This is a genomic window from Amycolatopsis vancoresmycina (assembly GCF_000716785.1).
GTDB classification, from domain to species: domain Bacteria; phylum Actinomycetota; class Actinomycetes; order Mycobacteriales; family Pseudonocardiaceae; genus Amycolatopsis; species Amycolatopsis vancoresmycina.
The window spans coordinates 432,676-458,273 of the sequence record NZ_JNYY01000008.1 but is presented as its reverse complement, the minus strand read 5'-3'; the positions used below and the strand labels follow the sequence as shown (position 1 = coordinate 458,273).

23 protein-coding genes are annotated in these 25,598 nt (G+C 74.0%); 11 read left to right on the top strand and 12 right to left on the bottom strand.

Features of this window, described 5'->3' with window-relative positions; genetic code table 11:
* The first annotated feature begins 66 nt into the window (after nt 1-66).
* The 3 genes from OO60_RS46940 (at nt 67) to OO60_RS21925 (ending at nt 2,062) form a co-directional block, all read left to right on the top strand.
* Entirely contained in the window at nt 67-435 is a 369-nt protein-coding gene (locus OO60_RS46940) for an Rv2175c family DNA-binding protein (RefSeq protein ID WP_039911581.1), read from the top strand.
* A 445-nt stretch (nt 436-880) separates the two neighbouring features.
* Entirely contained in the window at nt 881-1,300 is a 420-nt protein-coding gene (locus OO60_RS47495; RefSeq protein ID WP_209441392.1) for a hypothetical protein, read from the top strand.
* Between the two features lie 240 nt (nt 1,301-1,540).
* Nucleotides 1,541-2,062, top strand: coding sequence for a CGNR zinc finger domain-containing protein (locus tag OO60_RS21925; RefSeq protein ID WP_003064549.1), 522 nt, complete (start codon nt 1,541-1,543; stop codon nt 2,060-2,062).
* Between the two features lie 4 nt (nt 2,063-2,066).
* Here OO60_RS21925 and OO60_RS21920 read toward each other — a convergent pair whose 3' ends face one another.
* The 4 genes from OO60_RS21920 to merB all read right to left on the bottom strand — a co-directional run bounded on the left by OO60_RS21920 (nt 2,067) and on the right by merB (nt 6,221).
* On the bottom strand, nt 2,067-2,846 hold the full coding sequence (locus OO60_RS21920; RefSeq protein ID WP_003064546.1) for an LLM class F420-dependent oxidoreductase: 780 nt from the start codon (nt 2,844-2,846) through the stop codon (nt 2,067-2,069).
* Between the two features lie 49 nt (nt 2,847-2,895).
* Complete coding sequence (gene crtI, locus OO60_RS21915) at nt 2,896-4,365, bottom strand: phytoene desaturase family protein (protein ID WP_003064544.1); 1,470 nt, start codon at nt 4,363-4,365, stop codon at nt 2,896-2,898.
* A gap of 1 nt (nt 4,366) precedes the next feature.
* On the bottom strand, nt 4,367-5,458 hold the full coding sequence (locus tag OO60_RS21910) for a polyprenyl synthetase family protein (protein ID WP_003064541.1): 1,092 nt from the start codon (nt 5,456-5,458) through the stop codon (nt 4,367-4,369).
* A gap of 73 nt (nt 5,459-5,531) precedes the next feature.
* Nucleotides 5,532-6,221, bottom strand: coding sequence for an organomercurial lyase (merB, locus tag OO60_RS21905; RefSeq protein WP_003064538.1), 690 nt, complete (start codon nt 6,219-6,221; stop codon nt 5,532-5,534).
* Nucleotides 6,222-6,327: 106 nt separating this feature from the next.
* On the opposite strand from merB, the gene OO60_RS21900 reads away from it, so the two are divergent.
* From OO60_RS21900 to OO60_RS21890, 3 genes are all read left to right on the top strand, one after another.
* Entirely contained in the window at nt 6,328-7,212 is an 885-nt protein-coding gene (locus tag OO60_RS21900; RefSeq protein ID WP_003064535.1) for a methylenetetrahydrofolate reductase, read from the top strand.
* Nucleotides 7,213-7,254: 42 nt separating this feature from the next.
* Nucleotides 7,255-8,943: a DUF885 domain-containing protein gene (locus tag OO60_RS21895; protein WP_033261959.1), complete on the top strand. Its 1,689-nt coding sequence runs from the start codon at nt 7,255-7,257 to the stop codon at nt 8,941-8,943.
* A 213-nt stretch (nt 8,944-9,156) separates the two neighbouring features.
* On the top strand, nt 9,157-10,020 hold the full coding sequence (locus OO60_RS21890; protein WP_033261958.1) for a DMT family transporter: 864 nt from the start codon (nt 9,157-9,159) through the stop codon (nt 10,018-10,020).
* A 19-nt stretch (nt 10,021-10,039) separates the two neighbouring features.
* On the opposite strand, the gene OO60_RS21885 is transcribed toward OO60_RS21890, so the two are convergent.
* Nucleotides 10,040-10,612 carry a GNAT family N-acetyltransferase gene (locus OO60_RS21885; RefSeq protein WP_003064527.1) on the bottom strand — a complete coding sequence of 191 codons (573 nt, stop codon included), beginning with the start codon at nt 10,610-10,612 and terminating at the stop codon, nt 10,040-10,042.
* On the bottom strand, nt 10,609-11,121 hold the full coding sequence (locus tag OO60_RS21880) for a YbaK/EbsC family protein (protein WP_003064523.1): 513 nt from the start codon (nt 11,119-11,121) through the stop codon (nt 10,609-10,611). The genes OO60_RS21885 and OO60_RS21880 overlap by 4 nt, the downstream gene beginning before the upstream one ends.
* A 212-nt stretch (nt 11,122-11,333) precedes the next feature.
* On the opposite strand from OO60_RS21880, the gene OO60_RS48435 reads away from it, so the two are divergent.
* Genes OO60_RS48435 through OO60_RS21855 form a run of 5 tightly spaced genes read left to right on the top strand, consistent with a single transcriptional unit; the run spans nt 11,334 to nt 15,936 of the window.
* Nucleotides 11,334-12,401, top strand: coding sequence for an SAV_6107 family HEPN domain-containing protein (locus OO60_RS48435; protein WP_033261957.1), 1,068 nt, complete (start codon nt 11,334-11,336; stop codon nt 12,399-12,401).
* On the top strand, nt 12,391-13,158 hold the full coding sequence (locus tag OO60_RS21870; protein WP_033261956.1) for a maleylpyruvate isomerase family mycothiol-dependent enzyme: 768 nt from the start codon (nt 12,391-12,393) through the stop codon (nt 13,156-13,158). The genes OO60_RS48435 and OO60_RS21870 overlap by 11 nt, the downstream gene beginning before the upstream one ends.
* 58 nt (nt 13,159-13,216) lie before the next feature.
* The gene (locus OO60_RS21865; protein WP_033261955.1) at nt 13,217-13,948 is read left to right on the top strand and encodes a VOC family protein; all 732 of its coding nucleotides are present in this window, start codon (nt 13,217-13,219) and stop codon (nt 13,946-13,948) included.
* Between the two features lie 15 nt (nt 13,949-13,963).
* Complete coding sequence (locus OO60_RS21860) at nt 13,964-14,797, top strand: alpha/beta fold hydrolase (protein WP_004559906.1); 834 nt, start codon at nt 13,964-13,966, stop codon at nt 14,795-14,797.
* Between the two features lie 56 nt (nt 14,798-14,853).
* Nucleotides 14,854-15,936 carry a GNAT family N-acetyltransferase gene (locus tag OO60_RS21855; RefSeq protein ID WP_420835587.1) on the top strand — a complete coding sequence of 361 codons (1,083 nt, stop codon included), beginning with the start codon at nt 14,854-14,856 and terminating at the stop codon, nt 15,934-15,936.
* A gap of 7 nt (nt 15,937-15,943) precedes the next feature.
* Here OO60_RS21855 and def read toward each other — a convergent pair whose 3' ends face one another.
* From def to OO60_RS21825, 6 genes are all read right to left on the bottom strand, one after another.
* Complete coding sequence (gene def, locus OO60_RS21850) at nt 15,944-16,444, bottom strand: peptide deformylase (RefSeq protein ID WP_004559908.1); 501 nt, start codon at nt 16,442-16,444, stop codon at nt 15,944-15,946.
* 165 nt (nt 16,445-16,609) lie between these two features.
* On the bottom strand, nt 16,610-21,292 hold the full coding sequence (locus tag OO60_RS21845; protein WP_209441391.1) for a DEAD/DEAH box helicase: 4,683 nt from the start codon (nt 21,290-21,292) through the stop codon (nt 16,610-16,612).
* A complete protein-coding gene (locus OO60_RS21840; RefSeq protein ID WP_033262033.1) occupies nt 21,282-22,070 on the bottom strand; it encodes a DeoR/GlpR family DNA-binding transcription regulator in 789 nt (262 codons plus the stop codon). Before OO60_RS21840 ends, OO60_RS21845 begins: the two co-directional genes overlap by 11 nt.
* Nucleotides 22,042-23,319: an MFS transporter gene (locus OO60_RS21835; RefSeq protein WP_004561345.1), complete on the bottom strand. Its 1,278-nt coding sequence runs from the start codon at nt 23,317-23,319 to the stop codon at nt 22,042-22,044. Before OO60_RS21835 ends, OO60_RS21840 begins: the two co-directional genes overlap by 29 nt.
* Nucleotides 23,316-24,344, bottom strand: coding sequence for a 4-hydroxythreonine-4-phosphate dehydrogenase PdxA (gene pdxA, locus OO60_RS21830; RefSeq protein ID WP_004561344.1), 1,029 nt, complete (start codon nt 24,342-24,344; stop codon nt 23,316-23,318). The genes OO60_RS21835 and pdxA overlap by 4 nt, the downstream gene beginning before the upstream one ends.
* A complete protein-coding gene (locus OO60_RS21825; RefSeq protein WP_004561343.1) occupies nt 24,341-25,582 on the bottom strand; it encodes a four-carbon acid sugar kinase family protein in 1,242 nt (413 codons plus the stop codon). The genes pdxA and OO60_RS21825 overlap by 4 nt, the downstream gene beginning before the upstream one ends.
* Nucleotides 25,583-25,598 lie beyond the last annotated feature (16 nt).

The following is a 25,598-nucleotide window of genomic DNA, read 5'->3' as shown; positions in this document are numbered from 1 at the left end:
GGAGACCTCGCGGGTCACCCGTGCGCACTAGCGGGTGAGGGGACGGAATGTGGCACAGTGTCACCTGTGAGTGGGATTCCTGTCGCCGAAGACATCCTCGACACCGCCATCGCGGTCCTCCCGTTGGCGGAGGTGGCGACCGTCCTCGGGACTTCGGCCAACAAGGTGCGGCAGATGCTGCGCGACGGGCAGCTGATCGCGCTGAAGCGCGGCGGCGAACTGTGCGTGCCCAGCGATTTCTTCGTCAGAGACGGCGTGGTCAAGGGCCTGACCGGCACGATAACCGTGCTCGCCGACTCCGGCTTCTCCCGGACCGAGATGCTGCGGTGGCTGTTCACCGCGGACGACACCCTGCCCGGGAGCACGCCCATCAACGCCCTGCGGACCAGCCACGGCACCGAGGTCAAGCGGCGCGCCCAGGCGATGGCGTTCTGACCTGCTGAACCAGGCTGCGGCGAGCTGAACGCCCGCCGCGGTCAGCAGGCACGCCGGGAGCGACCACGCGGCCAGCGGGCCGGCCACAGCCGCGCCCGCGGCCAGCCCGGTGATCTTCACGCTCGCCGCCGTCGTGAACACCTGCGCGCGGACGTGCTCGGGCGCTTCGCGGTGGCGGATCGCGAACAACGCCGTGAGCTGCGGACCTTCGGCGAACCCGGCCAGCACGGCCGCGACGACGACGCCGTGCCCGCTCGCGGCCAGCAGGCAGCTCGCGGCCAGCAGGAGCGTGCTCAGCCCGACGATCCGGTCGGGTGCCCACGGCAGCGGTTTCCGCGCGAGGACCGCGTTGGCCGCCAGCGAGGCCACGGCCAGGACGGCCAGCAGCAGGGCGCCGTCCGCTGGGCCACGCAGGTGGGCCGCGCCCAGCAGCGGGTAACACACGGTGACCATGCCGATGCCCGCGCAGGAGATCGTCGAAGCGACGGTCGCCCGCCGCAGCGGCACGTTGCGGACCAAGACGCCGAAGCCGTCCTTGAGGCTCGTCTTGCGGGGGTTCCGCTTCGGCAGGAACCACGCCACCGGGACCGCCGCGGCGACCGCGGCGACCGCGACCGCGAGCCCGGCCGGACCGCCGAGGAGCCCGGCGAGCCCGGGCCCGGCGAGCGCGGCGGCGGTGAACGTCATGGCGTCGAAGCGGCCGGCCTTCGGCAACTGCCCGGGCCTGGCAACCGCGGGCAGCTGTGCGCTCCAGCCCCCGGCGACGGCCGGGTTCAGCAGCCCGGCCACGACCGCCACCGCGACGACGGCGGCGAGCGGCAGGTGCCCGAAGAGGGCGCTGACCAGCGCGATCCCGGCAGCGTAGCCACCCAGGGCGGCGGCGAGCAGCCGTCCCGGCGCGGGACTGCGGTCCAGCAGGGCGCCGAACACCGGCCCCCCGGCGGCGGCCGCGGCGGTCAGCCCGGCGAGCAGCGCCGCGCCGGCGTGCGGCCCCGCGGTCATCCCGAGCAGCAGGAGCGCGGGGCCGGACAGCTCGTCCCCGGTCCGGGCGAGCGTGGCGCCGACGAGGTAACGTCTTATCACTGGCAAGACGTTACAATGAGGTATGGCTTTTCCGCACCGGGATTCCGTGCAGCGCGCGGTCGACCTGCTGGACGTGTTGCTGGTGCCGGCCCCGGACCCGGTTTCGGTGGCCCGGGTCCTGCGCGAGCACGGTGAGCCCGAGGTACAGCTGTCGCCGTCGGACCTGGCAGAGCTCCGGGCGGCGGCTGTTTCGTTGCGCGAAGTGTTCGCGGCGCCGGACGCGGCTACGGCGGCTTCGGTGCTCAACGCGCTGTTCGCGGAGTACGCGGGGCCGCCGCGCCTGACGGATCACGAGGACGGCTACGGCTGGCACCTGCACATCGACGCGGCGGACGACGGGCCGTGGGGCGCGTGGCTGGTGACGTCGTCGGCGTTGGGGCTGGCGTCGCTGCTGGCGGAGCGCCAGGGGGTGCCGGGCGGGTTGTGCGCGTCGCCGTCGTGTGGGAAGCCGTTCGCCCACACGGGCGGTGGCAGCCCGCGGAAGTACTGCTCGCCCCGGTGCGCGACACGCGAACGCGTCGCCGCGCACCGGGCGAACAGGTGACAGCTCAGCTCTGGTTCTTCTCGCGCCAGGCGATCCACTTCTCGAGGGCGCCCAGGTCGTAGTCCGGGCCGCCCACGCCGACCGTGAACGTCGTGACGCCCAGCTCGAGCAGCTGCGGGCCCAGCTCGTCCGGCTCGCCCTGGACGCCGCACGACCGCTCGATCTCGGCCGGGTCGCGGCCGACGTCCGCGCAGTGCTGGTCGAGGATCTTGACCTTGCGGCCGACGACCTCCGGGTCGCCGAAGCCGTGCCAGATGTCGCCGTGCTTGGCCACCAGCTTGAGGGTCTTCTTCTCGCCGCCGCCGCCGATCAGGACCGGGATCTTGCGGGTCGGCGCCGGGTTCAGCTTCGCCAGGCGGGACTCGATGCGCGGCAGGGACTCCGCCAGGTCGTCGAGGCGGCCGCCGGCGGTGCCGAACTCGTAGCCGTACTCGTCGTAGTCCTTCTCGAACCAGCCGGAGCCGATGCCGAGGATGAGCCGGCCGCCGGAGATGTGGTCGACCGTGCGGGCCATGTCGGCCAGCAGTTCGGGGTTGCGGTAGCTGTTGCAGGTGACCAGCGCGCCGATCTCCACCCGGGACGTCGATTCCGCCCACGCGCCGAGCATCGTCCAGCACTCGAAGTGCTTGCCGTCGGGGTCGCCGTAGAGCGGGTAGAAGTGGTCCCAGTTGAAGATGATGTCGGCGCCGAGGTCTTCGGCGGCCGACGCAGTGCGCCGGATGGCGTCGTAGTCGGCGTGCTGCGGCTGGAGCTGCAGGCCGATCCGGATGCGTCGTTCGGTCATGTTCGCAGCCTACGACCGCCGTCGAACTTCCCGCGCGCTCAGCGGACGGCTACCGGCCGGTGATCCGCGCCGCCGCCAGCCGTCCGGAGATCAGCACCGGCGGGATGCCGACGCCGGGCGTGGTGCCGCAGCCGGCCAGCACGACGTTGCCCGCCGCGCGGACCAGGTTCGCCGGCCGGAACGGGCCGGTCTGGGCGAACGTGTGCGCCAGCGAGAACGGCGTCCCGGCCGTGAGCCCGCGCGCCGCCCAGTCCGCCGGGGTGATCGTCTCGTCGACGGTGAACTCGTCGCCGAAGCCGGTCAGCCCGCGGGCCTCCAGCGTCCGGAGCAGTTCCGCGCGGTAGGGCCCGCGGACGCGGTCCCAGTCGATCGGCCCGCGCCGCAGGTTCGGGGCGGGCGCGAGCACCGAGACGATCTCGCCGCCGCGCCCGGCCAGGCCCGGGTCGGTCGCCGTCGGCCGCGTGACCAGCAACGACGGGTCGCTCATCAGCTTCCCCTCGCGGATGATCTCGGCGAACGTCCGCTCCCACGCGCCGCCGAAGAAGATCGTGTGGTGCCCGAGGTCCCACTTTTCGCTCGTCCGCCCGTGCAGCACCACGGCCGACGGCGAGTAGCGCAGCGGCAGCGGACGCCGGGGCCGCGCGCCGAGCAGCCGGTAGGCCGTGCCCAGCTCGGTGGCCAGGACGACGGCGTCGCAGGCGATCCGCTCGCCCGAACGCGTCCGGACCGCACGCACCCGCGAATTCACCCGCTCGAGCCACGCGGCTTCGGTGCCGAACCGGACGTCGGCGCCCGCCCGCGCGGCCGCGCCGGTCATCGCCCGGCCGATTTCGCCCATCCCGCCTTCGGGGTAGTGGACGCCGCCGACGGTGTCCATGTACGCGATGACGCCGTACGCGCCGATCGCGCGCGCCGGGTCGAGGCCCGCGTACAGCGCCTGGAACGTGAACAGCCGCCGGACCCGCTCGTCCCGCAGGTAGCGCGCGACGCGCGGGCCGAGCCGCCCGAAGCCGCCCAGCGCGGCCAGCCGAGCCAGTTCGGGGCGGGCCAGGTCGAGCGGGGAGTCGAAGTTCGCCGCCAGGAAGCGGTCCTTCTGCACCGCGTACAGCTCGGACAGCCAGCGCCGCAGCGCCCGGTAGCCCGCCGCCTCCCGGCCGCCCGCGAAGGCCCGGATCTCGGCTTCCATGGCGTCGCCGTCCGTGCGCAGCGCCAGGGAGCTGCCGTCGGCGAAGTGCGCCCGGTACGCCGGGTCGAGCCGGGTCAGCCGAAGGTTCTTGGCGAGGGGCTCGCCGACCGCGGCGAACGCCTCTTCCAGCAGTTCCGGCATGGTCAGCACGCTGGCGCCGGTGTCGACGGCGTTGCCGTCGAAGCTCTGCTGCCCGGCCCGGCCGCCGGGCGTCGCCGCCTGTTCCAGCAGCGTGACCCGCCGTCCCGCGCCGAGCAGGTGCAGTGTCGCCGAGAGCCCGGCCAGGCCGGCCCCGATGACGACGACGTGGTCGGCCGGCCCGATCGTGCGCACGTCAGTACGTCCGCTGGGTGGCCTTGACGACCAGGCCGGTCAGCGCCGCGGGCGCGGGCTCGGCCAGGTGCGCGCGGTCCAGCGCGGCCATCGCCGCCGTCGTCAGCTCGTCGATCCGGCGCTCGACCGCGTCGACCGCGCCGACCTGCTGCAACGCCATCCGGACGGTCTCGACGCCCTCGTCGGACAGGTCTGCGTCGCCGATCGCGTCCGCGATCACCGTGGCCGCGGCCTCCTCGCCCTTGTCGGCGGCCAGCTGCAGGCCGAGCGCGGCGAGCAGGGTGCGCTTGCCCTCGCGCAGGTCGTCGCCGGCGGGCTTGCCGGTGACCGACGGGTCGCCGAACACGCCGAGCAGGTCGTCGCGCAGCTGGAACGCGACGCCGACCTCGCCGCCGAACTCCAGCAGCGTGGCGATCAGTTCGGGGGACGCGCCGCCGAGCGCGGCGCCCAGGTGCAGCGGCCGCTGGACGGTGTACGCGGCGGTCTTGAGCCGGTCGATCTTGAGCGCGGCCTCGACCGAGGCGTCGCCGGTGGCCTGCGTGCGGACGTCGAGGTACTGCCCGGCGAGCACCTCGGTGCGCATCGCGCGCCAGGCCGGGCGGGCCGCGGCGAGGGTCTCGGCGGGCAGCGGCGCGTCGGCGAACATGTCGTCCGCCCAGGCCAGGGCCAGGTCGCCGACGAGCACCGCCGTGGCCAGCCCGAACGTCGCGGGGGAGCCGAGCCAGCCGCGGTCGGCGTGCAGCTTCGCGCCCGCGATGTGCACGGTCGGGTTGCCGCGGCGGGAGTCCGAGGAGTCGATGAGGTCGTCGTGGATCAGCGCGCACGCCTGGATCAGCTCGAGGCTGGCCACCGCCTGCAGCACGCCCTCGGCGTCCGGGCCCGCCGGATCGCCGCCCGCGCCGCGCCAGCCCCACCAGGCGAACGTCGGGCGCAGCCGCTTGCCGCCGCCCAGCACGAACCCGCGCAGCGCGTCGATCCCGGCGGCCACGGTCGGCTCGGTGCCGAGGATTTCGGCACCCGCCCGGTCGAGGAACCCGGCCAGCGCGCGCTCGACGTGGACGGGCAGATCGGTGTCGGCGACGGGCGCGTTCATCCCGCCATCCTCGCCGAACCCGCGGCGGCGCGGGCCGCCGGGGCACCCGGATGTGGCGAATCAGACTCCGGCCTCAGGCGCCGGCCGGGGGCGCCCAGAACGGCCCGGTCAGGCCCGCCTCGGCGAAGTAGGCGACGGCGTCGTCCGGTTCGCGCCGCCGGTAGCCGCGCTCCAGCCGTCCCGCGTACCAGCCGCGCGCGAGCTGCCAGAGCGTCACCAGGTCCAGCACGGATCCCCTGGCCCGCCCGGTTTCCGCCAGCCAGGCGTCCACACAGGACTCACAGCAGAAGAGGCGCTGGTTCGCGCACGTGTGCAGCACGTCGTCCCACATCCGCGCGGCGGGCACGAGGAAGTGCGCGACCTGCGCGCCTTCGGGCGGTTTCGCCCGCTCGACGACCAGGGCGTGCGGCTGCCCGCAGCCGGGGCAGCGGGTCGCGACGAGCACCTCCGGCTCGGCCTCGACCAGGTGGGGGATGGCGAAGGAGTCCCACGCGCAGCCGCCCCACCACAGCGTGCGGGTGCCCATCACGGAGAAGCCGAGCGACTTCGCGGCGAACGGGTGGGCCAGGACGACGTGCTCGCGCTCGTCGAGCACCAGGTGGTGGGCCGCGGCGAGGCGGTGCAGCGCCTGCTTCGCCACGGCCAGCGAGCCGCCCGCGGCGTCGGCCAGTTCCGGCGCGCTCGGGGCGCGGCCGTGGTGGGCGAAGGCGTGGTACACCGCGAGGCGCACGTCCTCGTCCCAGCTGCCGTCGTCGTCCCGCATCGCTCACTCCCGGGCCCAGTTTAGTCCTTGAGGGTGACTCGAATGACTGTCTCGCGACGCGGACGGGGGCTCCCGGATGCCGGGCGGTGGCCTTTAACATGCCGGTATGACGTCGGTGATCGAGCGGTTGCGCGGAGACGGGCCGAAGTTCTCCATCGAGTTCTTCCCGCCCCGGGACGCGGCGGACGAGGCCGTCCTCTGGAAGGCGATCCGGGAGCTCGAGCCGTACGACCCGGCGTACATGTCGATCACCTACGGCGCCGGCGGCTCCAGCCGCGACGGCACGATCCGCAGCATCGCGCGCGTCGCGACCGAGACCACGCTGGTGCCGATGGCGCACCTGACCGCGGTCAACCACTCCGTCGCCGAGCTGCGCAACGTGATCGGCTGGTACGCCTCGGTCGGCGTCCGCAACATCCTGGCGCTGCGCGGCGACCCGCCGGGCGACGTCTACGGCGACTGGATCCCGCACCCCGAGGGCCTGACCTACGCCGAGGAGCTGGTGCAGCTGGTCCGGTCGCTGGGCGACTTCTGCGTCGGCGTGTCGGCGTCCACCTACGGCCACCCGCGCTCGGCCGACCTCGAGACCGACACGAAGTACCTGGTCCGCAAGCTGCGCGCGGGTGCGGACTTCGCGATCGCGCAGCTGTTCCACGACGCCGAGGACTTCCTCCGGCTGCGCGACCGGGTGGCCGCGACCGGCTGCGACGTCCCGGTGCTGCCCGGCGTGATGCCGCTGACGACCATGCGGACGCTGCAGACGACGATCAAGCTGTCGGGTGCCCCGGCACCCCGGAAGCTCCTGGACCGGCTCGAACCGCTGGCCGACGACCCCAAGGCGTTCCGCGCGGCGGGCATCGACGTCATCACCGAGCTGTGCGAGAAGCTGATCGCCGAGGGCGTGCCCAACCTGCACTTCTACACGTTCAACCGATCCAAGGCGACGCGCGAGGTGATCGCCCGGCTGGGCCTCGTCCCGGCCCGTGCTTAAGTACGTACCGTCCGGTACGTGTGGACAGGTACCGTGCCGCCCATGGCTTCTACTGCTTCCCAGGGCGTGCACGGCATCTGTGACCGCTACGTCGACGAGTACGTGGCCGCGGACCCGGTCGCGGCGACCGTCCACGGCGTCAACGGGCACGACCACCAGCTGACCGACTACTCGGCGGACGGCTTCGCCGAGCGCGCGGGGATCGCCGCGCGGGCGCACGCCGCCGTCGCCGCCACCGAGCCCCGGGACGCCGCCGAGCGGGCGGCGAAGGCCGTGTTCACCGAGCGCATCGGCCTGGAGCTGGAAATCCACGAGGCCGGCCTCGACGTGGCGAGCCTCAACGTGATCTCCAGCCCGGTGCAGGAGCTGCGGATGGCGTTCGACCTGATGCCCCTGGAAACCGAGCAGGACTGGTCGGTGGTCGCGGCCCGGATCGGCGAAGTCCCCCGCGCGCTCGCGAACATGCGCAGCGGCCTGCTTTCGGCGGCCGACGCGGGCCACGTCTCGGCGCTGCGGCAGGTCGCGCGGGTGGCGGAGCAGTGTGAAACGTGGGCGGGCCTGAAGGAGGAGCCGGGCTTCTTCACCGAGCTCGTCGGCGGCGCGGATTCGCAGGGCTCGGCGTTGAAGGCGGACCTCGCGCACGGCGCGCGAGCCGCGGAGGAGGCGTTCGCGGAGTTCGCCGGGTTCCTGCGCGCCGAGCTGGCGCCGAAGGCCCCGGTCAAGGACGCCGTCGGCGAGGACGTCTACCGCCTGTGGTCCCGGTACTTCGTCGGCGCGGCGCTGGACCTGCGCGAGGCGTACGAGTGGGGCTGGGCGGAGTTCGCCCGCATCGAGGCCGAGATGCGCGCGGTGGCGAACCGCATCAAGCCGGGCGCTTCGCCGGCCGAGGCGGCGGCGGTGCTGGACGCCGACCCGCGCTACCGCGTCCAGGGGCGCGCGGAGTTCGAGGCGTGGATGCAGCGCCTGTCCGACGGCGCCCTGGAGTTCCTGCGCGGCAAGCACTTCGACATTTCCGACCGGGTGATGGGCCTGGAGTGCAAGATCGCCCCGCCGGGTGGCGGCGTCGGCGCGTACTACACGCCCCCGAGCGAGGACTTCGCGCGGCCGGGCCGCATGTGGTGGTCCCTCCCGGCGGGCCGCGAGGAGTTCGTCACCTGGCGCGAAACGAGCACGGTGTACCACGAAGGAGCACCGGGCCACCACCTCCAGATCGCGACGGCGGTGGACCAGTCGGCGGGGCTGAACAAGTACCAGCGGCTGATGGCGTTCACGTCGGGCCACGCGGAGGGCTGGGCCCTGTACGCGGAGCGCCTGATGGAGGAACTGGGGTACCTGTCGGACGACGGAGACCTGCTGGGGATGCTGTCGGAGCAGCTCTTCCGCGCGGCGCGGGTCGTGGTGGACCTGGGCATGCACCTGGAGCTCGAAATCCCGGCGGGCACGGGCTTCCACGAGGGTGCGCGCTGGACGCCGGAGCTCGGCCCGGAGTTCATGCTGACGCGCACGATCACGGACCCGGCCCACGTCCGCGACGAGATCGACCGCTACCTGGGCTGGCCGGGCCAGGCCCCGGCGTACAAGATCGGCGAGCGCCTGTGGCTGGCGGCCCGGGCGGAGGCCCGCTCCCGCGCGGGGGCGGCGTTCGACATCAAGCGGTTCCACACGGAGGCGCTGAAGCTGGGCGGGATGGGGCTGGACACCCTGCGGGAGCAGCTCTCCCACCTGGACTGAGCCGTGGTGCGCGCGGCCACCGGAAAACCGGTGGCCGCGCGGCTCGCGGTTGCATAGGTTGAGCCCGTGCGCCGAATGCTCTTCGTCACCCCACCGCCCCGCGCCTGAGCGGGGTGGTCCTCCGCCGCGTGGCCGTCCGGCCCGCGGCTGCTTCGTCTTGCGCACCGCCCCGCGTCGTCGAACTCCCTTTTCCTTCGACGCAGGAGCGTTTCCTTGGTGTCTCTGCCCACGCGCGCCCGTTCTTCGGCCGCGCTCGTCCTCGCCGGTGTCCTCTGGGGCACCGGCGGTCTCGCCGGCTCGCTGCTCGGTCAGCGAGCCGGTCTCCACCCGCTCGCCGTCGCCGACTACCGGCTGCTCGTCGGTGGCGCCGTCGCGACTCTCGTCCTGAAGGGCCGCGGTGTCCCGCGCACATCGGAGGCCCTCCGGCGCATCCTCGCCGTCGGTGGCCTCTTCGCGCTCTTCCAGGCGAGCTACTTCGCCGCCGTCGCGCTCAGCTCGGTCAGCGTCGCGACCATGACCACGATCGGGGCCGCACCCGTCATGGTCACCCTGGCCAGTGTGCGGAAGCCCCGGCGGTGGACGCTGGTCTCCGTCATCAGCACCTTCGCCGGCCTGGTGCTGCTGCAGTGGTCACCCGGTCAAGCGATGTCGTTCGGCGGCCTCGGCTTCGCGCTGCTCGCGGCGGCCGGCTTTGCGGCCCTCACCCTGCTCACCGCGAAGCCGGTCGATGGCCTCGACCCGCTCTCGACGACGGCGTTCGGCTGCCTCACCGGCGGCCTGCTGCTCCTCCCGGTCGCGAGCTGGTCCGACATGGCGATCCCGCTGCACGCGGACGTCCTCGCGCTCGTGTGCTACCTCGGCGCCGTCCCGACCGCGATCGCCTACGCCGCCTACCTGCGCGGCCTGGCCGCCGCGCACCCGGTGCTCGGCGCGCTGTCGGCGGTGCTCGAGCCGCTGACGGCGGCGGTGCTGTCCGCCGCCCTGCTCGGGGAACGGCTGAGCGGCACGGCCTGGTGCGGCGCCGCCGTGCTGGTCGCGGCGCTGGCCGTCGGCTACTGGCGGCCGGAACCGCGCTGAGGGGACGCTGCCCCTCGGCTCAGCGCGGGTCGAGGGGCAGCGCGCGGCCCAGGATCGCGAATGGCCGCGGGTCGCCCGCGAAGTGGTAGTCGCGCAGGACGTCGACGAAGCCGGTGCGGCGGTAGAGCTTCCACGCCCGGCTGGTGCCCTCGGGCGTCGACAGCAGCACGTTCGCGCTCGGCACGCCGTCGAGCAGGCCGCGGAGCAGGTCCTCGCCGATCTGGTGGCCCTGGTTCTCCGGCCGGACGTGGATCTCGGTCAGCTCGAAGTAGTCCGACAGCCAGCGGTCGGCCTCGGCGGACCCGGACCGGCGGCTCAGGCCGTGGCGCACCTGCTCGTGCCACCACTGCCCGGCCCGGCCGCGGTAGCCGTAGGCCAGCCCGAGCAGGACGTCGTCGGCGTCGAACGCGGCCATGCAGCGCCAGCCCTCACGCAGCGCGTGGGTGAGCCACATCGGCGCGCGCTGCTCGGCGGTGCCCGCCGGGTACCGCATCGCCCGGACGTAGATGTCCAGCGCTTCGGGCAGGCGGGAGCGGAACTCGTCCGCGGAGAGCTGGACGTAGCGGGAGCAGCCGGCGGGCATCGCGGTCACAGCGGTCCATCTTCCTCCGCGCCGCCGAGCGCGCCCGGGGTGCCCCCGGTCAAGGCGACCAATTCGGCGAAGGTGGTCGGGTAGACGGTCTTGGGGTGCCCGGCGGCGGCCCAGACGACGTCGTGGGCGCGCAGCGCGGTGTCGACGAGCGTCGGCAGCGGCGCGGGGTGGCCGGCCGGGGCGACGCCGCCGATCGGCTGCCCGGTGTGCGCCCGCACGAAATCGGCGTCGGCCTTGCCGATTTCGCCGCCGGCCAGCCGCGCGAGCGTGGCCGGATCGGCGCGGTGGGCGCCGGAGGTGAGGGCGAGGAGCGCGTTTTTGTCGGACCCCAGGCGGAAGATGAGGCTGTTGGCGATGGCCCCGACGGGCACGCCGAGCGCTTCGGCCGCCTGCGCGGCGGTCCGGACCTCGGCGGGCAGGACACGGATGCCCTCGGCGGCGGCGTGCTGCCCGGCCTCGGTCAGCGCGGCCGCCACCTTGGCGACGGCGGGGTGCTCCAGCGAACTCATGGGCCCATGAGATCACGTCGCCGACCTGGTGTCCCGCACCACGCCCACCCGGGGTTGAGCGGCACCGGGTCCGGGGTTACTCTGGAAATTGTTCGAACAGGCGTTCGACATCTGGTGAGCGCGCACCGGTCGGGTGCCCGGCACCGGGACGGGGGAAGCGTCTCGGCACCGGGCCCTCGATCGGGCTCACCCCGCGCAGGAGGAGGGTCGCCATGTCCGTCAAGGTCGTGTCCCCCACGGACCCGGGGCAGCCGGAGCTGCCCATGTCGCTGCGCCCCCAGGCGACGCCGGCCACCAGGCGATCGCGGCAGTGCCTGACGCCCGAGCCCCGCCCGCGCCCGGCGGCGGCGGAGTCCCAGCAGCCCGAGCTGCCGATACTGCGCACACCGGAGCCGGCGGATTCGGGGCCGGTGCGCCCGGCGGAATCGCTGGGGGCCCGGTCGGCTGCGGATGCTGCGGTGCAGCCCGAGTTGCCGGTTCCGCCGCAGCATCCGGGGGTTTCGGGGCAGCCCGTCGAGGACTCCGCGCTCCAGCCCGAGCTGCCGATCCCGCCCCAGCGGCCCGCCGCTCCGGCTGCGCACCCTGAGCTGGCCGCCTCGCTCCGGCCGCCCGCGGCGCCGGATGAGCCCAGGCCGCCCGCGCACCCCGAGTTGCCCGCCTCGCTGCGGCCGCCCGCCGCCGATCAGTCGCAGTTGCCCATGGCGCTGCGGTCGCCGGCGGCTTCGGTCGAGCCTCGGTCGCCTGCGCACTCCGAGCTGCCCACCTCGACCCGGCCGCCCGCGGCTCCGGACGAGCCCAGGCCGCCCGCGCATCCCGAGTTGCCTGCCTCGCTGCGGCCGCCCACCGCCGATCAGTCGCAGTTGCCCATGGCGCTGCGGCCGCCCGCGCACCCCGCCGCCGCCGGGCTGCTCGTCCAGGCGCGGCGGCTGCTCGCCGAGGCCGAGCGGGAAACCCACCCCGCCGAGCGCTTCATCGGGGCCTACCTCGCCGCGCTCCGGGGCGCCGCCGCCGTGCTCGCCGCCCGGGGGCGGCCGCACCGGGGGCGGGCGCGGCCCGCCAGCACCTGGGTGCTGCTCGATTCCGTCGCCCCCGAACTGCGGGAGTGGTCCGCCTTCTTCGCCGGCAACTCCGCGACCCGCGCCGCCGCGCAGGCCGGGATCACCGGAAAGGTCACCGCCGAGTCGGCCGACGGGCTCGTGCGCGCCGCCACGCCGTTCCTCGAACTCGTCCGCCGGCTCGTGCACGGCCTGCCGATCACCGGGGAAGCCCATGTCGCGTGAGCACGGCCCGGTCGACCAGGGGCGGTTGCTCACGGCGTTGGGAATCGAAGGCAGGCTGCTGGCCGAGGCGGTGCACGCCGCGCCGGTCGAGGCGCCGGTGCCCGCCTGCCCCGGCTGGTCGCTCGGCGAGGTGGCCCGGCACGTCGGGAGCCTCTACCGGATGGTCCGGCGGCGGCTGACCGACGGCCGCAGCCCCGACGACTGGCCCCGCGACCCCGAACCGGGCCAGAGCCTGCGTGACTTCCTGGAGACGGGCCTGACCGAGCTGCTCGACGAGCTGGCCGCGCACGACCCGGAGGACCGCGCCGACACCTGGTGGCCGGCGGACCGCACGTACGGGTTCTGGCGGCGGCGGATGCTGCACGAGACGGTCATCCACCGGGTGGACGTCGAGCAGGCGGCGGGCGCCGAGTCCCGCGGCGTGCCCGACGACGTCGCGGTCGACGGCATCGACGAGGCGCTGACCCTGTGGTTCGGGCACAAGCTGCCGATGCTCGGCCTGACCGGCACCAAGACGGGCACGGTCGGCGTCCGGGCCGGCGCGCACAGCTGGATCGCGCGGGCCGGCCCCGTGACCACGGACGCCTGGCGCTGCTCGGCCGAGGAGGCCGGGGCCGCGGACGACGTCGTCACGGCCAGTCCCGCGCAGCTCTACCTGTGGCTCTGGGGCCGGGCGTCCCTGACCTCGGTGACCGTGCGGGGCGTGCACGACCAGGCGGCCCAGCTCTGGGCGCTGCTGCGGCTCGCGACCCGATGACCCGGCCGGTGGGGAAGCCGAACCGGAACTGTCGGGGGTGGCGGTTAGCCTGCGCCGCATGAGCACACGCCTGGTGAACGTCGTGGTCGACGCGGCGCGGCCGGGAGTCCTGGCGGACTTCTGGGCCGCGCTGCTCGGCTGGCACGTCGTGATCGAGGACGACGGCGAGGTCGACGTCCGCGCCCCGGAAAGCGATGGCTGGGACCTGGACCTGGTCTTCGTGCCGGTACCGGAACCCAAGGAGGTGAAGAACCGCGTCCACCTGGACCTGGCGAGCCGCACCCCCGCGCACCAGGCCGAGCTGGTGGCGCGCGCCCTGGAGCTGGGCGGCAGCCGCGTCGACCTCGGGCAGGGTGACGTGCCGTGGGCCGTGCTGGCGGATCCGGAAGGCAACGAGTTCTGCGTCCTCGAGCCCCGCGAACGGTACGCGGACACGGGCGCGGTGGCGTCGATCGTGGTCGACGCCCGCGCCCCCGGGCCGCTGGCGGGCTTCTGGGCGCGGATCACCGGCTGGCCGGTCCAAGGCCGCGAGGGGGACGTCGTGGTGGGCCTGCGCTCGCCAACCGGCTGGGGGCCGTGGCTGGAGTTCCTCCGCATCGACGACGTCAAGCGGGTCAAGAACCGCGTGCACCTGGATGTCGCGCCCGCGGCGGGCGAGGACCACGCCGCGGCGGTGACGGAGGTCGTCGCGGCCGGTGCGGCGCCGGCGGACCTGGGTGGGCCCGCGCTGCCGTGGCGTGTGCTGATGGACCCGGAGGGCAACGAGTTCTGCGTGCTGACCCCGCGCTGATTTAGCGTGGGGCGCATGGAGATCTTCGACTGGCAGGGCCGCCGGATCGCCTGGGAGCGCGCCGGATCGGGGCCGGCGGTGGTGTTCTGCCACGGCACGCCCTGGTCGTCGTGGCTGTGGCGGCCGTTCGCCGAAGCGCTGAGCGCCGAGTTCACCGTGTACCTCTGGGACATGCCCGGGTACGGCCGTTCGTCGAAGGACGCGGAGCACCCGGTCGATTTCGGGGTCCAGACCGAAGCGTTCCGGGCCCTGCTCGCGCACTGGGGTCTCGACCGGCCGCACGTCGTCGCCCACGACTACGGCGGCTGCGTTTCGGTGCGCGCCCACCTCTTGCACGGCGTGCCGTACGCGTCGCTGCTGCTGGCCGACGCCGTGGTCATCCCGCCGTCGGGCTCGCCGTTCTTCCGGCTGGTCAAGGAGCATCCCGACGTGCTCGCCCAGGTGCCGCCGTACATCCACGAGGCGCTGGTCCGCGCCTACGTGAGCAATGCGAGCTGCCGCGAGCTGCGCGAGGCCGACGTGGACGAGCTTGCCGCCCCGTGGCTCGGGGAGGACGGGCAAGCCGCGTTCTACCGGCAGATCGCCGCCTACGACGAGCGGTACCTGGCTGAGAACGAGCAACGGCTGAGCGCGGTCGACGTGCCGGTGCGCGTCCTGTGGGGCGCCGAAGACACCTGGATCCCGCCGGCGATCGGCGAGCGGCTGGCCGCCGGCATCCCCGGCGCGACGTTCGCCCCGGTCGGCGGCGCGGGTCACCTCGTCCAGCTGGACGCCCCGGTCGCGCTGGCGACCGAGCTGCGGGCCTGGCTCGGTGTTTCGGCCGGGTTGCCGGGGCGCGTCGAACGCTGACCTGCACGAAACACCGGCGTCCTGGAGCGGCAACAACCCCGCGGGACCGTGGGGGCATGGAGACCTCCAGAGCGTTGCCCCAGCCGGGCCGGACGGCCGCCACCGCCGAGGAGCCGGTCACGCCGTCGGCGTGGCGGGTGCGGATCCGGATGCACGACCACCCGGGCACCCTCGCCCGCATCGCCATCCGGCTCGCCGACCTCGAGTGCAACATCCTCGGCCTGTCCGTGCTGCCGGTGCCCGGCGGGGTGCTCGACGAGATCGTGCTGCGGCCCGCGACCGGCCTGCCGCGCCGCCACCTCGTCGACGCCATCCGCGCCGAAGGCTGCGAATGCACGGCGATCATCGACGCCGACGTCCACGAGCTGGTCGACCCGTCGGCGTCGACGCTGCTCGCGGCCCGCCGCGCGGTCGACGACCCGGCCCGCCTCGCCGAAGTGCTGAAGGACGTCCTGGCAGCGGATGTCGTCACGCTCGTCCCCGCCGTCGAAGCGAACCCGGCGCGCACGGAGAGCGGGCACCGGGCGGTGTTCGCGCTGGCCGACGGCAGTGCGCTGGTGGCGCGCCGCCAGTGGGCGCCGTTCGTGCAGCTGGAGCTGACCCGCGCCGAAGCGCTGGTGACGCTGCTCGCCGCGGCGGCCCGCAACATCGCCGGCCCGGTGGTGCTCGACCGCCCGGACGGCGCGGCGATCGTGCTGCGCAAGGGCGTCCCCGGCGACGCCGACGCGGTGTCCGAGCTGCACCGCCGCTGCTCGATGGCGACGCTGTTCCGCCGCTACCACACGGGTGTGCGCTCGGTGCCGCGCCGCTGGCTGCACCGGCTGCTGGTGCCCCCGCGCGGCACGAGCGTGCTGGCGGTCTTCGGCCGCGAGGTGATCGGCCTGGCGCAGCTGATCCCGGTGACGTCCGGCGGCGCGGAGATTTCCCTGCTGGTGGAGGACGACTGGCAGCAGCAGGGGATCGGCACGGCGCTGCTGGCCCGCCTGGCGGTGCTGGCGGAGGCCCAGGGCATCACGGAGCTGTCCGCGGACTGCCTGGCGGGCGACGACGTCCTGCCCCGCACGGCGGCCCGCGCCGGCCTGCGCACGGAACGCGGCGTCGAGGACAGCGCCAAGCTGAGGCTGTTCCTGCCGGCTTGAGCCCTGCTCAGCGCTTCCAGAACCAATCCTTGTCCCGGGCGGCACGCATGGCGGACTTCTTGCGCTCGGCGGTGAGCCGGTCGAGGTAGAGAACGCCGTCGAGGTGGTCGGTCTCGTGCTGCAGGCACTGCGCGAGCACGTCCTCGCCTTCGACCTCGATCGGCTCGTTGTGGATGTCGACGCCCCGGACCTTGGCGTGCTTCGCGCGCCGGGTGGGGAACCACAGCTCCGGCACCGACAGGCAGCCTTCGTCGATCTCGTGCGTTTCTTCGGACAGCTCGACGATCTCGGGGTTGACGACGTACCCGGTGAGGCCGGCGACGTCGTAGCTGAAGACGCGAAGCCCCACGCCGATCTGCGGCGCGGCCAGCCCGGCCCGCCCGGCGGGTTTCACCGAGTCGACGAGGTCCCGCACGAGCGCCTCGAGCTTTTCGTCGAACACCGTGACCGGATCGCAGGCGGACTTGAGGATCGGGTCGCCGAAATAGCGCAGTTCGCGCATCGCCATGAGCAGAACATCCTTCGTGCGTGTCGGACTGGCAGCTTAGGCCAGCGGCGAGGTCGCCGGCGCAGGGAATCGCCAACCCCGCACGGCCTGGGCGAATGGACCGGAGTGACCTGGTCGCCCCGGCCCCCGCCCGCCGTCGGCGCCATCTCCCGCGCCGCGCGAACCTCACGCCCGCAGGCGCAGTCCCGACGGCGTGGCCCGGAAGCCTGCCTCCTGCAACACCTCCGCCAGTTCCGAGGTCAGTGCTTGCTCGCCGTCCGCGCGCTGGACCGACAGCTGGCCCAGCCAGCCCTCGCGGACCGCAGCCGACAGGGCTTGGGCCGCCTCCGACAAGGGTTTCCTTTCCTCCGTGAAGCTCAGCAGTGACCGGCCTCCTCGCTCGACGTACAGGGCCGGGACCCCGTCCACCAGCACCGCCAGCGCACCCGCCTTGCGGGCCGGGCGGTGTTTCGTGTCGCCCGTGGCCGCCGGCCAGGGGAGGGCCGCGCCGTACGGCTGGGCCGGGTCCGCCGCCGCCAGGACCACCGGGCGGCCGGGCGCCGGACGGCCCGGGCCCGACAGCGCGCGCAGCCTGTCCACCGCGCCCTTGGCCGCGAACTGGGCCGCGCCGAGGCCCTCCACCACGTAACCGCGGATCACCTGGCCCGTGTCCTCCATGCCGCGGAGCACCTTGTAGATCCCGGAAAACCCGCCCGTGACGCGTTCGGTGTCGAGTGCGCCGCGGGTCAGGACGCCGTGGCGCTCCAGGAACGCCTCCGTGCGGGCGTGGGCCCGGCGGGTTGCGTCGGTTTCCCGGGGCGGGGTCAGCGCCCACCGGCCCGCCACCGTCGGCGGCCCGGACCGCGACGGCATCTGCGGCCGCCCCGCTCGCAGCCGGGCGTACCGGCCGCGGGGTGCCTGCCGCCGGGGTTTGTGGGCGCCGTGCCCGGCGACCTGCGCCCGCAGCGGGCCCAGCGTGTCGCCCGTGACCAGGCCGGCCCAGACCAGGTCCCACAGCGCCGCCACCACCTCGGCGTCGTTCGGTGCCTTGTCCACCAGCACGGTCGCCCGGTCCACCAGCTGGCGGAAGAACAGCGCGCCACCCTCCAAAGTGGACACGATCGCGTCGTGCAGCGGCCCGGTCGGGATGTCCTCGACGACCTCGGGCAGCAGCAGGTCGGCCACGTCCGTCGGGGCGAGCGCGATCCAGCCGTCGCCGCCGGAGAGTGCGCCGCAGCCCGCCCAGGTGACCTCGCCCGCCGTCGTCAGCTCGTCCAGCAGCGCGGGGGAGTAGCCCGGCAGCCGCCCGGGCAGGATCAGCGACTCCACCGCGCTCGCCGGCAGCGGCGCCCCGGCGAGCTGCTCGACCACCGACAGCACGTCGTCCGCCGTCGGCGCCGCCCGGACGCGGCCGCCGAACCCGTGCCACGCGGGCAGGAACCGGCCCAGCGCCGCCGGCTCGACCGGCTCCACCTCGGCCCGCAGCTTCGCCAGCGACGTCCGCCGCAGCCGCCGCAGCACCGCCGCATCGCAGTACTCGACGCCGACACCGCGCGTCTCCGGGTGCCCGACGGGGCTCAGCTCGCCGCGCACCAGGCGGCCTTCCCCGGTCATCCGGTCGAGCACCCCGGTGACCACGGCCGTGCCGAGCCCGAACCGCGCGGCCGCCTCCGCCGCGGCGAACGGGCCCCGACCGCGGGCGTAGCGCGACAGCAGGTCCCCGAGCGGGTCCGCGACCGGTTCGGTGAACGCCTCGGGCACGCCCACCGGCAACGCCGTGCCCAGCGCGTCCCGGACGCGCCCGGCGTCCTCGATGGCCAGGAACCGCTCCTCGCCGCCGATCCGCACCCGGATCGCCCGCCGCGCGGCCTCCAGCTCGGTCAGCCACGCTTCCTGGATCCCGCGCTCGGCGGCCTCCTCGACGGTCAGGTCGCCGAGGAACCGCAGCAGGTCGGCGGCGTCCTCCGCCGAGCGGGCGTGCCGATCGGGCTCGAGCCGCTGCAGCGACCGTTCGACCTCGGCGACGGCCTCGGGATCCAGCAGCTCCCGGATCGCCTCGGTGCCCAGCAGTTCGGCCAGCAGCGCCGAATCCAGCGACAGCGCCGCCGCCCGCCGCTCGGCCAGCGGCGCGTCGGTCTCGTACAGGAACATCCCGACGTACCCGAAGAGCAGGCTGCGCGCGAACGGTGACGCGGCCGGCGTCTCCACCTCCACCAGCCGGACCTTGCGGGCCCGGACGTCGGCCATCAGCTCGCGCAGGCCGCTGACGTCGTAGACGTCCTGCAGGACCTCCCGCATCGCCTCCAGCACGACCGGGAACCGCTCGTACTTCGCCGCGACCGACAGCAGCTGCGATGCGCGCTGCCGCTGCTGCCACAGCGGGGTGCGGCGCCGCGGGTCCCGGCGGGGCAACAGCAGCGACCGCGCCGCGCACTCCCGGAACCGGGCGGCGAACACGGCCGAGCCGCCGACCTCCGCGACGATCAGCTGCTCGACCTCCTCGGGATCGAGCAGCACGTCGTCGGCGCCGATGGTGACCTCGCCGCCCTCGGCGTCCAGCGCGTCCGGCAGCCGCAGGACGATGCCGTCGTCGGAGTGCGCCACCTGCGCGTCGACCCCGCGGTTTTCCCGCAGCCGCGCGGCGATGGCCAGCGCCCACGGCGCGTTCACCTGCGCGCCGAACGGCGAGTGCACGACGATCCGCCAGTCGCCGAGTTCGTCGCGGTAGCGCTCCAGCAGGATCGTGCGGTCGTTCGGGACGTGCCGGGTGGCGGCCTTCTGCTCGGCCAGGTAGGCGAGCAGGTTGTCGCACGCCCGCTCGTCCAGCCCCGCCGCCTCGGCCCGTTCGCGCGCCTTCACGTCGTCCGAAGTGGACAGTTCGCGGACGAACTTCCCCAGCGCCCGGCCGAGTTCCAGCGGGCGGCCCGGCGCGTCACCCTTCCAGAACGGCATCCGCGCCGGCTCGCCCGGCGCGGGCACCACGATGACCCGGTCGTGGGTGATGTCGGTGATCCGCCACGACGACGTGCCCAGCAGGATGGTGTCGCCGACGCGCGACTCGTAGACCATCTCTTCGTCGAACTCGCCGACGCGCGAACCCGCCTTGTCGTCCGAGCCCGGTGTCATGACGGTGAACAGGCCGCGGTCCGGGATGGTGCCGCCCGAGGTCACCGCCAGCCGCTGCGCACCCGGCCGGCCGCGCAGCTCGCCGGTGATGCGGTCCCAGGTGATCCGCGCCCGCAGCTCGCCGAACTCCTCGCTCGGGTAGCGGCCCGCGAGCATGTCGAGCACCGCGTGCAGGGCGTCGTCCGGCAACGCGGCGAAGGGGGCCGCCCGCCGGACCAGCGACGCCAGGTCCGGCACCGTCCACGGTTCCAGCGCCACCATGGCGACGACGTGCTGCGCCAGGACGTCCAGCGGGTTGCGCGGGTAGCGGACCGCCTCGATCGCGCCGCTCGCCATCCGCTCCGCGACGACCGCGCAGGAGACGAGGTCACCGCGGAACTTGGGGAACATCACCCCGGACGACACGGCGCCGACCTGGTGCCCGGCCCGGCCGACCCGCTGCAGGCCGGATGCCACCGTCGGCGGCGCCTCGATCTGCACCACCAGGTCGACCGCGCCCATGTCGATGCCCAGCTCCAGCGACGACGTCGCCACCACGCACGGCAGCTGCCCGGACTTCAGCGCCTCTTCGACGTGCGTGCGCTGCTCCCGCGACATCGACCCGTGGTGGGCCCGGGCGATCACCGGTGGCGCGCCGGTGGTCACCCCGGACTGCCCGACGGCCTCCGCCGGGAACGCGTCGGCGGCCGTGAGCTCGGTCTGCTCGGCGGCCAGCTCGTTCAGCCGGGCGGTGAGCCGCTCGGTGAGCCGGCGCGAGTTGGCGAAGACGATGGTCGAGCGGTGCGCGCGGATCAGGCTCAGCACCCGCTCCTCGACCGCCGGCCAGATCGACGGCCGCTGCACGGGGTTGCCGGCCATCTCCTCCATCGTGCCCAGGCCGCCCGGCGCGATGTCCCCCGGCGGGAACGCCTCGGTCAGGGAGTCCAGCGACTCCAGTGATTCCAGCGCGTCGAGCGGGCTCGGCGCCGGGCCGCTGCGCGGCGCGTCGAGGTTGCCCATGTCCTCGACCGGGACCTCGACGCGGACCTCGATGGTCTTCGCCAGCTTCGGCTGGACCACGCGCACCGGGCGGCCGCCGGCCAGGAACGCGCTCACCTCGTCGATCGGGCGGACCGTCGCCGAGAGACCGATCCGCTGCGCCGGCTTCGGCAGCAGTGAGTCCAGCCGTTCCAGCGAGAGCGCGAGGTGCGCACCGCGCTTGCCGCCGGCGACCGCGTGCACCTCGTCGACGATCACCGTCTCGACGCCGCGCAGCGACTCCCGCGCCGACGACGTGAGGATCAGGAACAGCGACTCCGGTGTGGTCACCAGCACGTCCGGCGGGGTCTTGGCGAACGTGCGCCGCTCGGCCGCGGTGGTGTCGCCGGTGCGCATGCCGACCTCGATCCCGGGCACCGGCAGCCCGAGCCGGCGGCTGGCCTGCGAGATGCCGGCGAGCGGCGCCCGCAGGTTCCGCTGGACGTCGACCGCCAGCGCCTTCAGCGGCGAGACGTAGAGGATCCGGCAGCGATGGGTGGTCTCCGCCGGCGGCGGCTCCACCGAAAGCCGGTCCAGCGCCCAGAGGAACGCCGACAGCGTCTTGCCGGACCCGGTGGGCGCGACGACGAGGGCGTGCTCACCCGCGTGCGCGGCCCGCCAGGCCCCTTCCTGCGCCGCGGTGGGCGCGGCGAAGGCACCCGCGAACCAGTCACGGGTCGCGGGGGAGAAGAGGTCGAGCACGTCGGTTGCCACGTCATCCATCATGCGCGGCACCACCGACAGTTTCCGGCTCGCTCACCAGGATCACGCTCTGGGCGAACTGCGGGAACACGACGTCGACCCGCGGTTCGTCGGTGATCAGTCGGTAGTCGCGGTCCAGGGGTGCCCAGTAGGAAAAGGGGGCCTGGTCCAGCTTGGAGCGGTCGGCCAGCACGTAGGCCTCGCCGGCGGCGTGGAGCATCGCGTGCTTGACGACCGACTGCTCCAGTGACGGGCAGCACAGCCCCCGGCCGGCGACCACGCCGTCCGCACCCAGGAACACCCGATCGGGTGAGATGTGCCGCAGCTGGGCCAGCACGCTCTCGCCGAGGATCGCTTCGTTGGGGTGCCGCAGCCGGCCGCCGAGGACGATCAGGTCGATCCCGGAGAAGCCGGCGAGCTCGCGGATCGCGTTCACGCCGTTGGTGACCACGGTCAGCCCCTCGCGGTGGGCGAGGTGGCGGGCGAGCCTGCCGGTGGTCGTGCCGGCGTCCAGCAGCACCACCTCGCCGTCCTGGACCAGCGCGGCGGCTTCCCGGGCGATGGCGTCCTTGGCCGCCGCGTGCTCCCGGTCCTTTTCGCGGGGACTGCGTTCGGTGTCGAGCGCGCCGCCGTAGGTGCGGACGACGTGCCCCGCCCCGGCGAGCGAGGCGAGGTCGCGGCGGATCGTCGATTCGGAGACGCCGAACTCCTCGGCCAGCTCCGCGATACCGCCGGAGCCGTCGCGGACGGCCTCCAGGAGCATCGCGCGCCGGTCACGGGTGCCTGGTCGCGGCTGGGACATGCGCCGACTCTTCCACAGTCGCGGGTTTCAGCCCGAAGAACGCCAGCCCGGCGGCCACGGCGAGGAACGCGGCCAGGACGGCGAACCCGGTGGTCGCGGTGCCGGTGACGTCGGTGAGCCAGCCGACCAGGTACGGCCCGGCGAACCCGCCGAGGTTGCCCAGTGCGTTGATCAGGCCCATCGCCACGGCGACCACCTCGATGCCGAGGACCCGGCTGGGGATCGCCCAGAACGGCCCGTACGGCATGTAGACGCCGGTCGCCACGACGCAGAGCAGCACCAGCTGCCCGGCCGCCGGCCAGTGCACGAGGGTGCCGAGCAGCAGCCCGGCGATGGCGACGAGCAGCGGCACGGTGACCGCCAGCCGCCGGTTGCCGGTGCGGTCGGACCAGTGCGCGCACGCGACCATCCCGGCCAGCGCCAGCACGTACGGCACGGCCGACAGGAAGCCGACGGCGGTGGCCGAGCCGCCGGTCATCGTCTTCACGACGCTCGGCAACCACAAGCTGAAGCCGTAGAAGCCGGTGATCCAGAAGAAGTAGACGCCGACCAGCAGCAGCACCTGGCGGTTCGCCAGTGCCTGGCGGTAGCCCTGCTTCGCGAACGCCGGCTTCGCGTCCTCTTCGGCCTTCAACGTGCTTTCGAGGTACTCGCGCTCGGCCGGGGAGATCCACCGGGCCCGGGCCGGCCGGTCGGCCACCGCGAACCACCAGACGACCGCCCACAGCAGCGGCGGCAGCCCCTGCAGGACGAACACCCAGCGCCACGACATGTGGTCGAGCATGAACCCGGACAGCGGCGACATGAGGATCGCCGAAATCGGCAGGCACGTCATCCACAGCGCGTTCGCCCGCGCCCGCTCCGCCTGCGGGAACCAGGACGCCAGCAGGATCAGCACCGCGGGCCACACGCCGCCCTCGAACAGCCCGAGCAGCAGGCGGGCCAGGTACAGCTGCGTTTCGTTCCGCACCAGCCCGCACAGCACCGCCGCGACCGCCCACGCGATCATCAGCAGCAGCACGGTCTTGCGGGCGCTCCACTTCGCCGCCAGCACCGCCGCCGGGATCTGCAGCACGAGGTAGCCGACGAAGAAGATGCCGCTCGCCAGCCCCTTCGCGCTGGCGGACAACGGGAAGTCGTCGCCGATGTAGGGCAGGATCACCGCGACGTTCGTGCGGTCGAGGTAGGCCAGCATGTACATCACCACCGCGACCGGGATGACGTACGCCCAGCGCTTGCGGGGGATCACCGGAGGCTCGGCGGGTAGATGGCGGGCAGCTTCCGCGCGTACGGCGCCAGGGTGGCCGCGGCCTTGAACGCCGCCCGCATGGTGCCGTGCGACGCCCGGCCGGTGCCGGCGATGTCGAACGCGGTGCCGTGGTCGACCGACGTGCGCAGGATGGGCAGGCCGACCGTCACCGACACCGTGCCGTCGAAGTCGTAGGTCTTCGACGCGATGTGGCCCTGGTCGTGGTAGAGCGAGAGCACGCCGTCGAACCGGCCCTGGATCCCTTGGTGGAACACGGAATCCGCGGGGATCGGGCCGACCACGTCGAGCCCGGCCGCCCGTGCGGCGGCCACCGCCGGGGCGATCGCGACGATCTCTTCGTCGCCGAACTTGCCGTTTTCGCCGCCGTGCGGGTTCAGCGCCGCCACGGCCAGTTTCGGTTTTTCGGTGCCGAACACCTCCAGCGCGGTGTACGCCTCCCGAATCGCGTGTTCGATGTTCTCGCGGGTGATCCGGTTGATCGCCTCGCGAAGGGAGAGGTGCCGGGTGGCGAAGAAGATCTTCAGCCCGGACACCCAGAACATCGTGTTGAACCGGGTCGACCCGGTCAGTTCGCCGAGCATCTCGGTGTGCCCGAGGTGCTGCGAACCGGCCGCCCAGATGGCTTCCTTGTTGATCGGCGCGGTCACGACCGCGTCGACCTCGCCGGCCAGCGCGAGCCGGGTGGCGACCTCGATCGCCCCGACCGCCGCGGCGCCCGCGGTCGCGTTCACCTCGCCCCACGGCAGGTCTTCGGTGACCACGCCGAGGTTGAGCACGTCGATCACGCCAGTGGTGAACCGCGCGTCGGCGACCGTGGCGATCGGGTTGATCTCCACGGACAGGCCCAGGTGCCGGGCGACGCGGTCGAGCACCGGCGCGTCACCGACCGCGACCCCGCGCGCCAGTTGCAGCGCCTCCGGCTCGGCCAGGGTCTTCAGGGTGATCTCGGGGCCGATACCGACGGGGTCGCCGAGCGTGACGGCGAGGATGGGGAGGTCGCTCACAGGTTCTTCCTTCCGGTGGCCAGGACGTGGTTCAGGTGTTCCAGGCAGGCGACGGCGGCATCCCGGCCGCCGATCAGCCCGCCCTTGGTGGCGAAGGGCAGCCCGGCGTGCGGGCCGCCGGACAGCCGCCCCGCGACCGCCAGGGGCAGCACTTCGGCGTCGATCTCGAAACCTTCGGCCCCCAGTGCCCTGGTGACCCCGACGGCGATGTCGCCGCCGGTGGCGTAGAGCCCACCGATCCGGTGCGTGCCGAGCACCAGCCGGGCTGCTTCCCCGAGGGCGGGCGGGAGCCGGGCTGCGACCTCCGGATCGATCGGTGTCCCGGGCGCGGGTGCGCGTGCTCGCATGCCCACCACGCGGTGCCCGGCCACGAGAAGTTGGCCCGCCGCCGCGGCGGCCGCGGCGGGGTCGGGCCGCTCCGGGTCGACGTCGACGTACCGTGCGTCCAGCACCAGCTCGGTTTCCAGCAGCTGGTCGTGGGTCTGCCCGGTGATGCTGCCGACCACCGCGAGCACCGGCGGGACGGTGCCGTGCCCGGGTGCCAGGCCCAGCGCCGCGGCCAGCCGGACGCCGAACGGGCCGGAGTCCACCGAGATCCACCGCGTGCCCTCGGCCGCGAGCCGGGCGGCGGCCTTGGCGACGGTGGTGAGGTGCCGGTTCGTCGTGGCGTCGCAGACGACGATCCCGGCGGGCGGGCGCAGGGCGGCTTCGACCGCGTCCACGCCCTCCTCGACGACGTCCAGCGGCAGTTCGGCGATCTCGCGGCGCGTCGGCTGCAGGAGCGTGCGGACCCGCGAGGACCTGACCGGGGCGAGGGGGTCGCGGGCCGCGGGGCTCTCGGCCAGCGGCACGCCGTCGACCAGGTGCAGGCCGCCGAGGGTGACCCGGCCGGCGTCCGGGAACGCCGGCACGACCAGCGCCCGGGCTTCCGGCGCCGAGGCCAGTACCGCTTCGGTTTCCGCGCCGACGTTGCCGCGCAACGTCGTGTCCACGCGCTTGACCGTGAGGTCGGCGAGCTCGATGACCTCCCGCACCGCCTGCGCGGCGTGTGGTGGCGAAGCGTGCCGGGTACCCAGGTTCACCACCAGCGCGTCGATTCCGCTTTCCGGGCGCAGGCAGGGCGCGTTCGGAGCCAGTGGCGCGTTGACGGAAACCGCACGCAGCCCGAAGCGGGCGTACAGCGCTCCGGTCGCGTTGCTCCCGGTCAGGTCGTCCCCGAGGACGAGCAGCTTCGGCACCGGACCCTCCCTTCCT

Excerpts from the sequence above, each read along its gene's own strand:
- OO60_RS21925 (WP_003064549.1), top strand. The coding sequence starts at position 1,541 with ATGGCTTTTCCGCACCGGGATTCCGTGCAGCGCGCGGTCGACCTGCTG.
- OO60_RS21920 (WP_003064546.1), bottom strand. The coding sequence starts at position 2,846 with ATGACCGAACGACGCATCCGGATCGGCCTGCAGCTCCAGCCGCAGCAC.
- OO60_RS21910 (WP_003064541.1), bottom strand. The coding sequence starts at position 5,458 with ATGAACGCGCCCGTCGCCGACACCGATCTGCCCGTCCACGTCGAGCGC.
- merB (WP_003064538.1), bottom strand. The coding sequence starts at position 6,221 with ATGCGGGACGACGACGGCAGCTGGGACGAGGACGTGCGCCTCGCGGTG.
- OO60_RS21900 (WP_003064535.1), top strand. The coding sequence starts at position 6,328 with ATGACGTCGGTGATCGAGCGGTTGCGCGGAGACGGGCCGAAGTTCTCC.
- OO60_RS21895 (WP_033261959.1), top strand. The coding sequence starts at position 7,255 with ATGGCTTCTACTGCTTCCCAGGGCGTGCACGGCATCTGTGACCGCTAC.
- OO60_RS21880 (WP_003064523.1), bottom strand. The coding sequence starts at position 11,121 with ATGAGTTCGCTGGAGCACCCCGCCGTCGCCAAGGTGGCGGCCGCGCTG.
- OO60_RS48435 (WP_033261957.1), top strand. The coding sequence starts at position 11,334 with ATGTCCGTCAAGGTCGTGTCCCCCACGGACCCGGGGCAGCCGGAGCTG.
- OO60_RS21870 (WP_033261956.1), top strand. The coding sequence starts at position 12,391 with ATGTCGCGTGAGCACGGCCCGGTCGACCAGGGGCGGTTGCTCACGGCG.
- OO60_RS21865 (WP_033261955.1), top strand. The coding sequence starts at position 13,217 with ATGAGCACACGCCTGGTGAACGTCGTGGTCGACGCGGCGCGGCCGGGA.
- OO60_RS21860 (WP_004559906.1), top strand. The coding sequence starts at position 13,964 with ATGGAGATCTTCGACTGGCAGGGCCGCCGGATCGCCTGGGAGCGCGCC.
- OO60_RS21855 (WP_420835587.1), top strand. The coding sequence starts at position 14,854 with ATGGAGACCTCCAGAGCGTTGCCCCAGCCGGGCCGGACGGCCGCCACC.
- def (WP_004559908.1), bottom strand. The coding sequence starts at position 16,444 with ATGGCGATGCGCGAACTGCGCTATTTCGGCGACCCGATCCTCAAGTCC.
- OO60_RS21845 (WP_209441391.1), bottom strand. The coding sequence starts at position 21,292 with ATGATGGATGACGTGGCAACCGACGTGCTCGACCTCTTCTCCCCCGCG.
- OO60_RS21840 (WP_033262033.1), bottom strand. The coding sequence starts at position 22,070 with ATGTCCCAGCCGCGACCAGGCACCCGTGACCGGCGCGCGATGCTCCTG.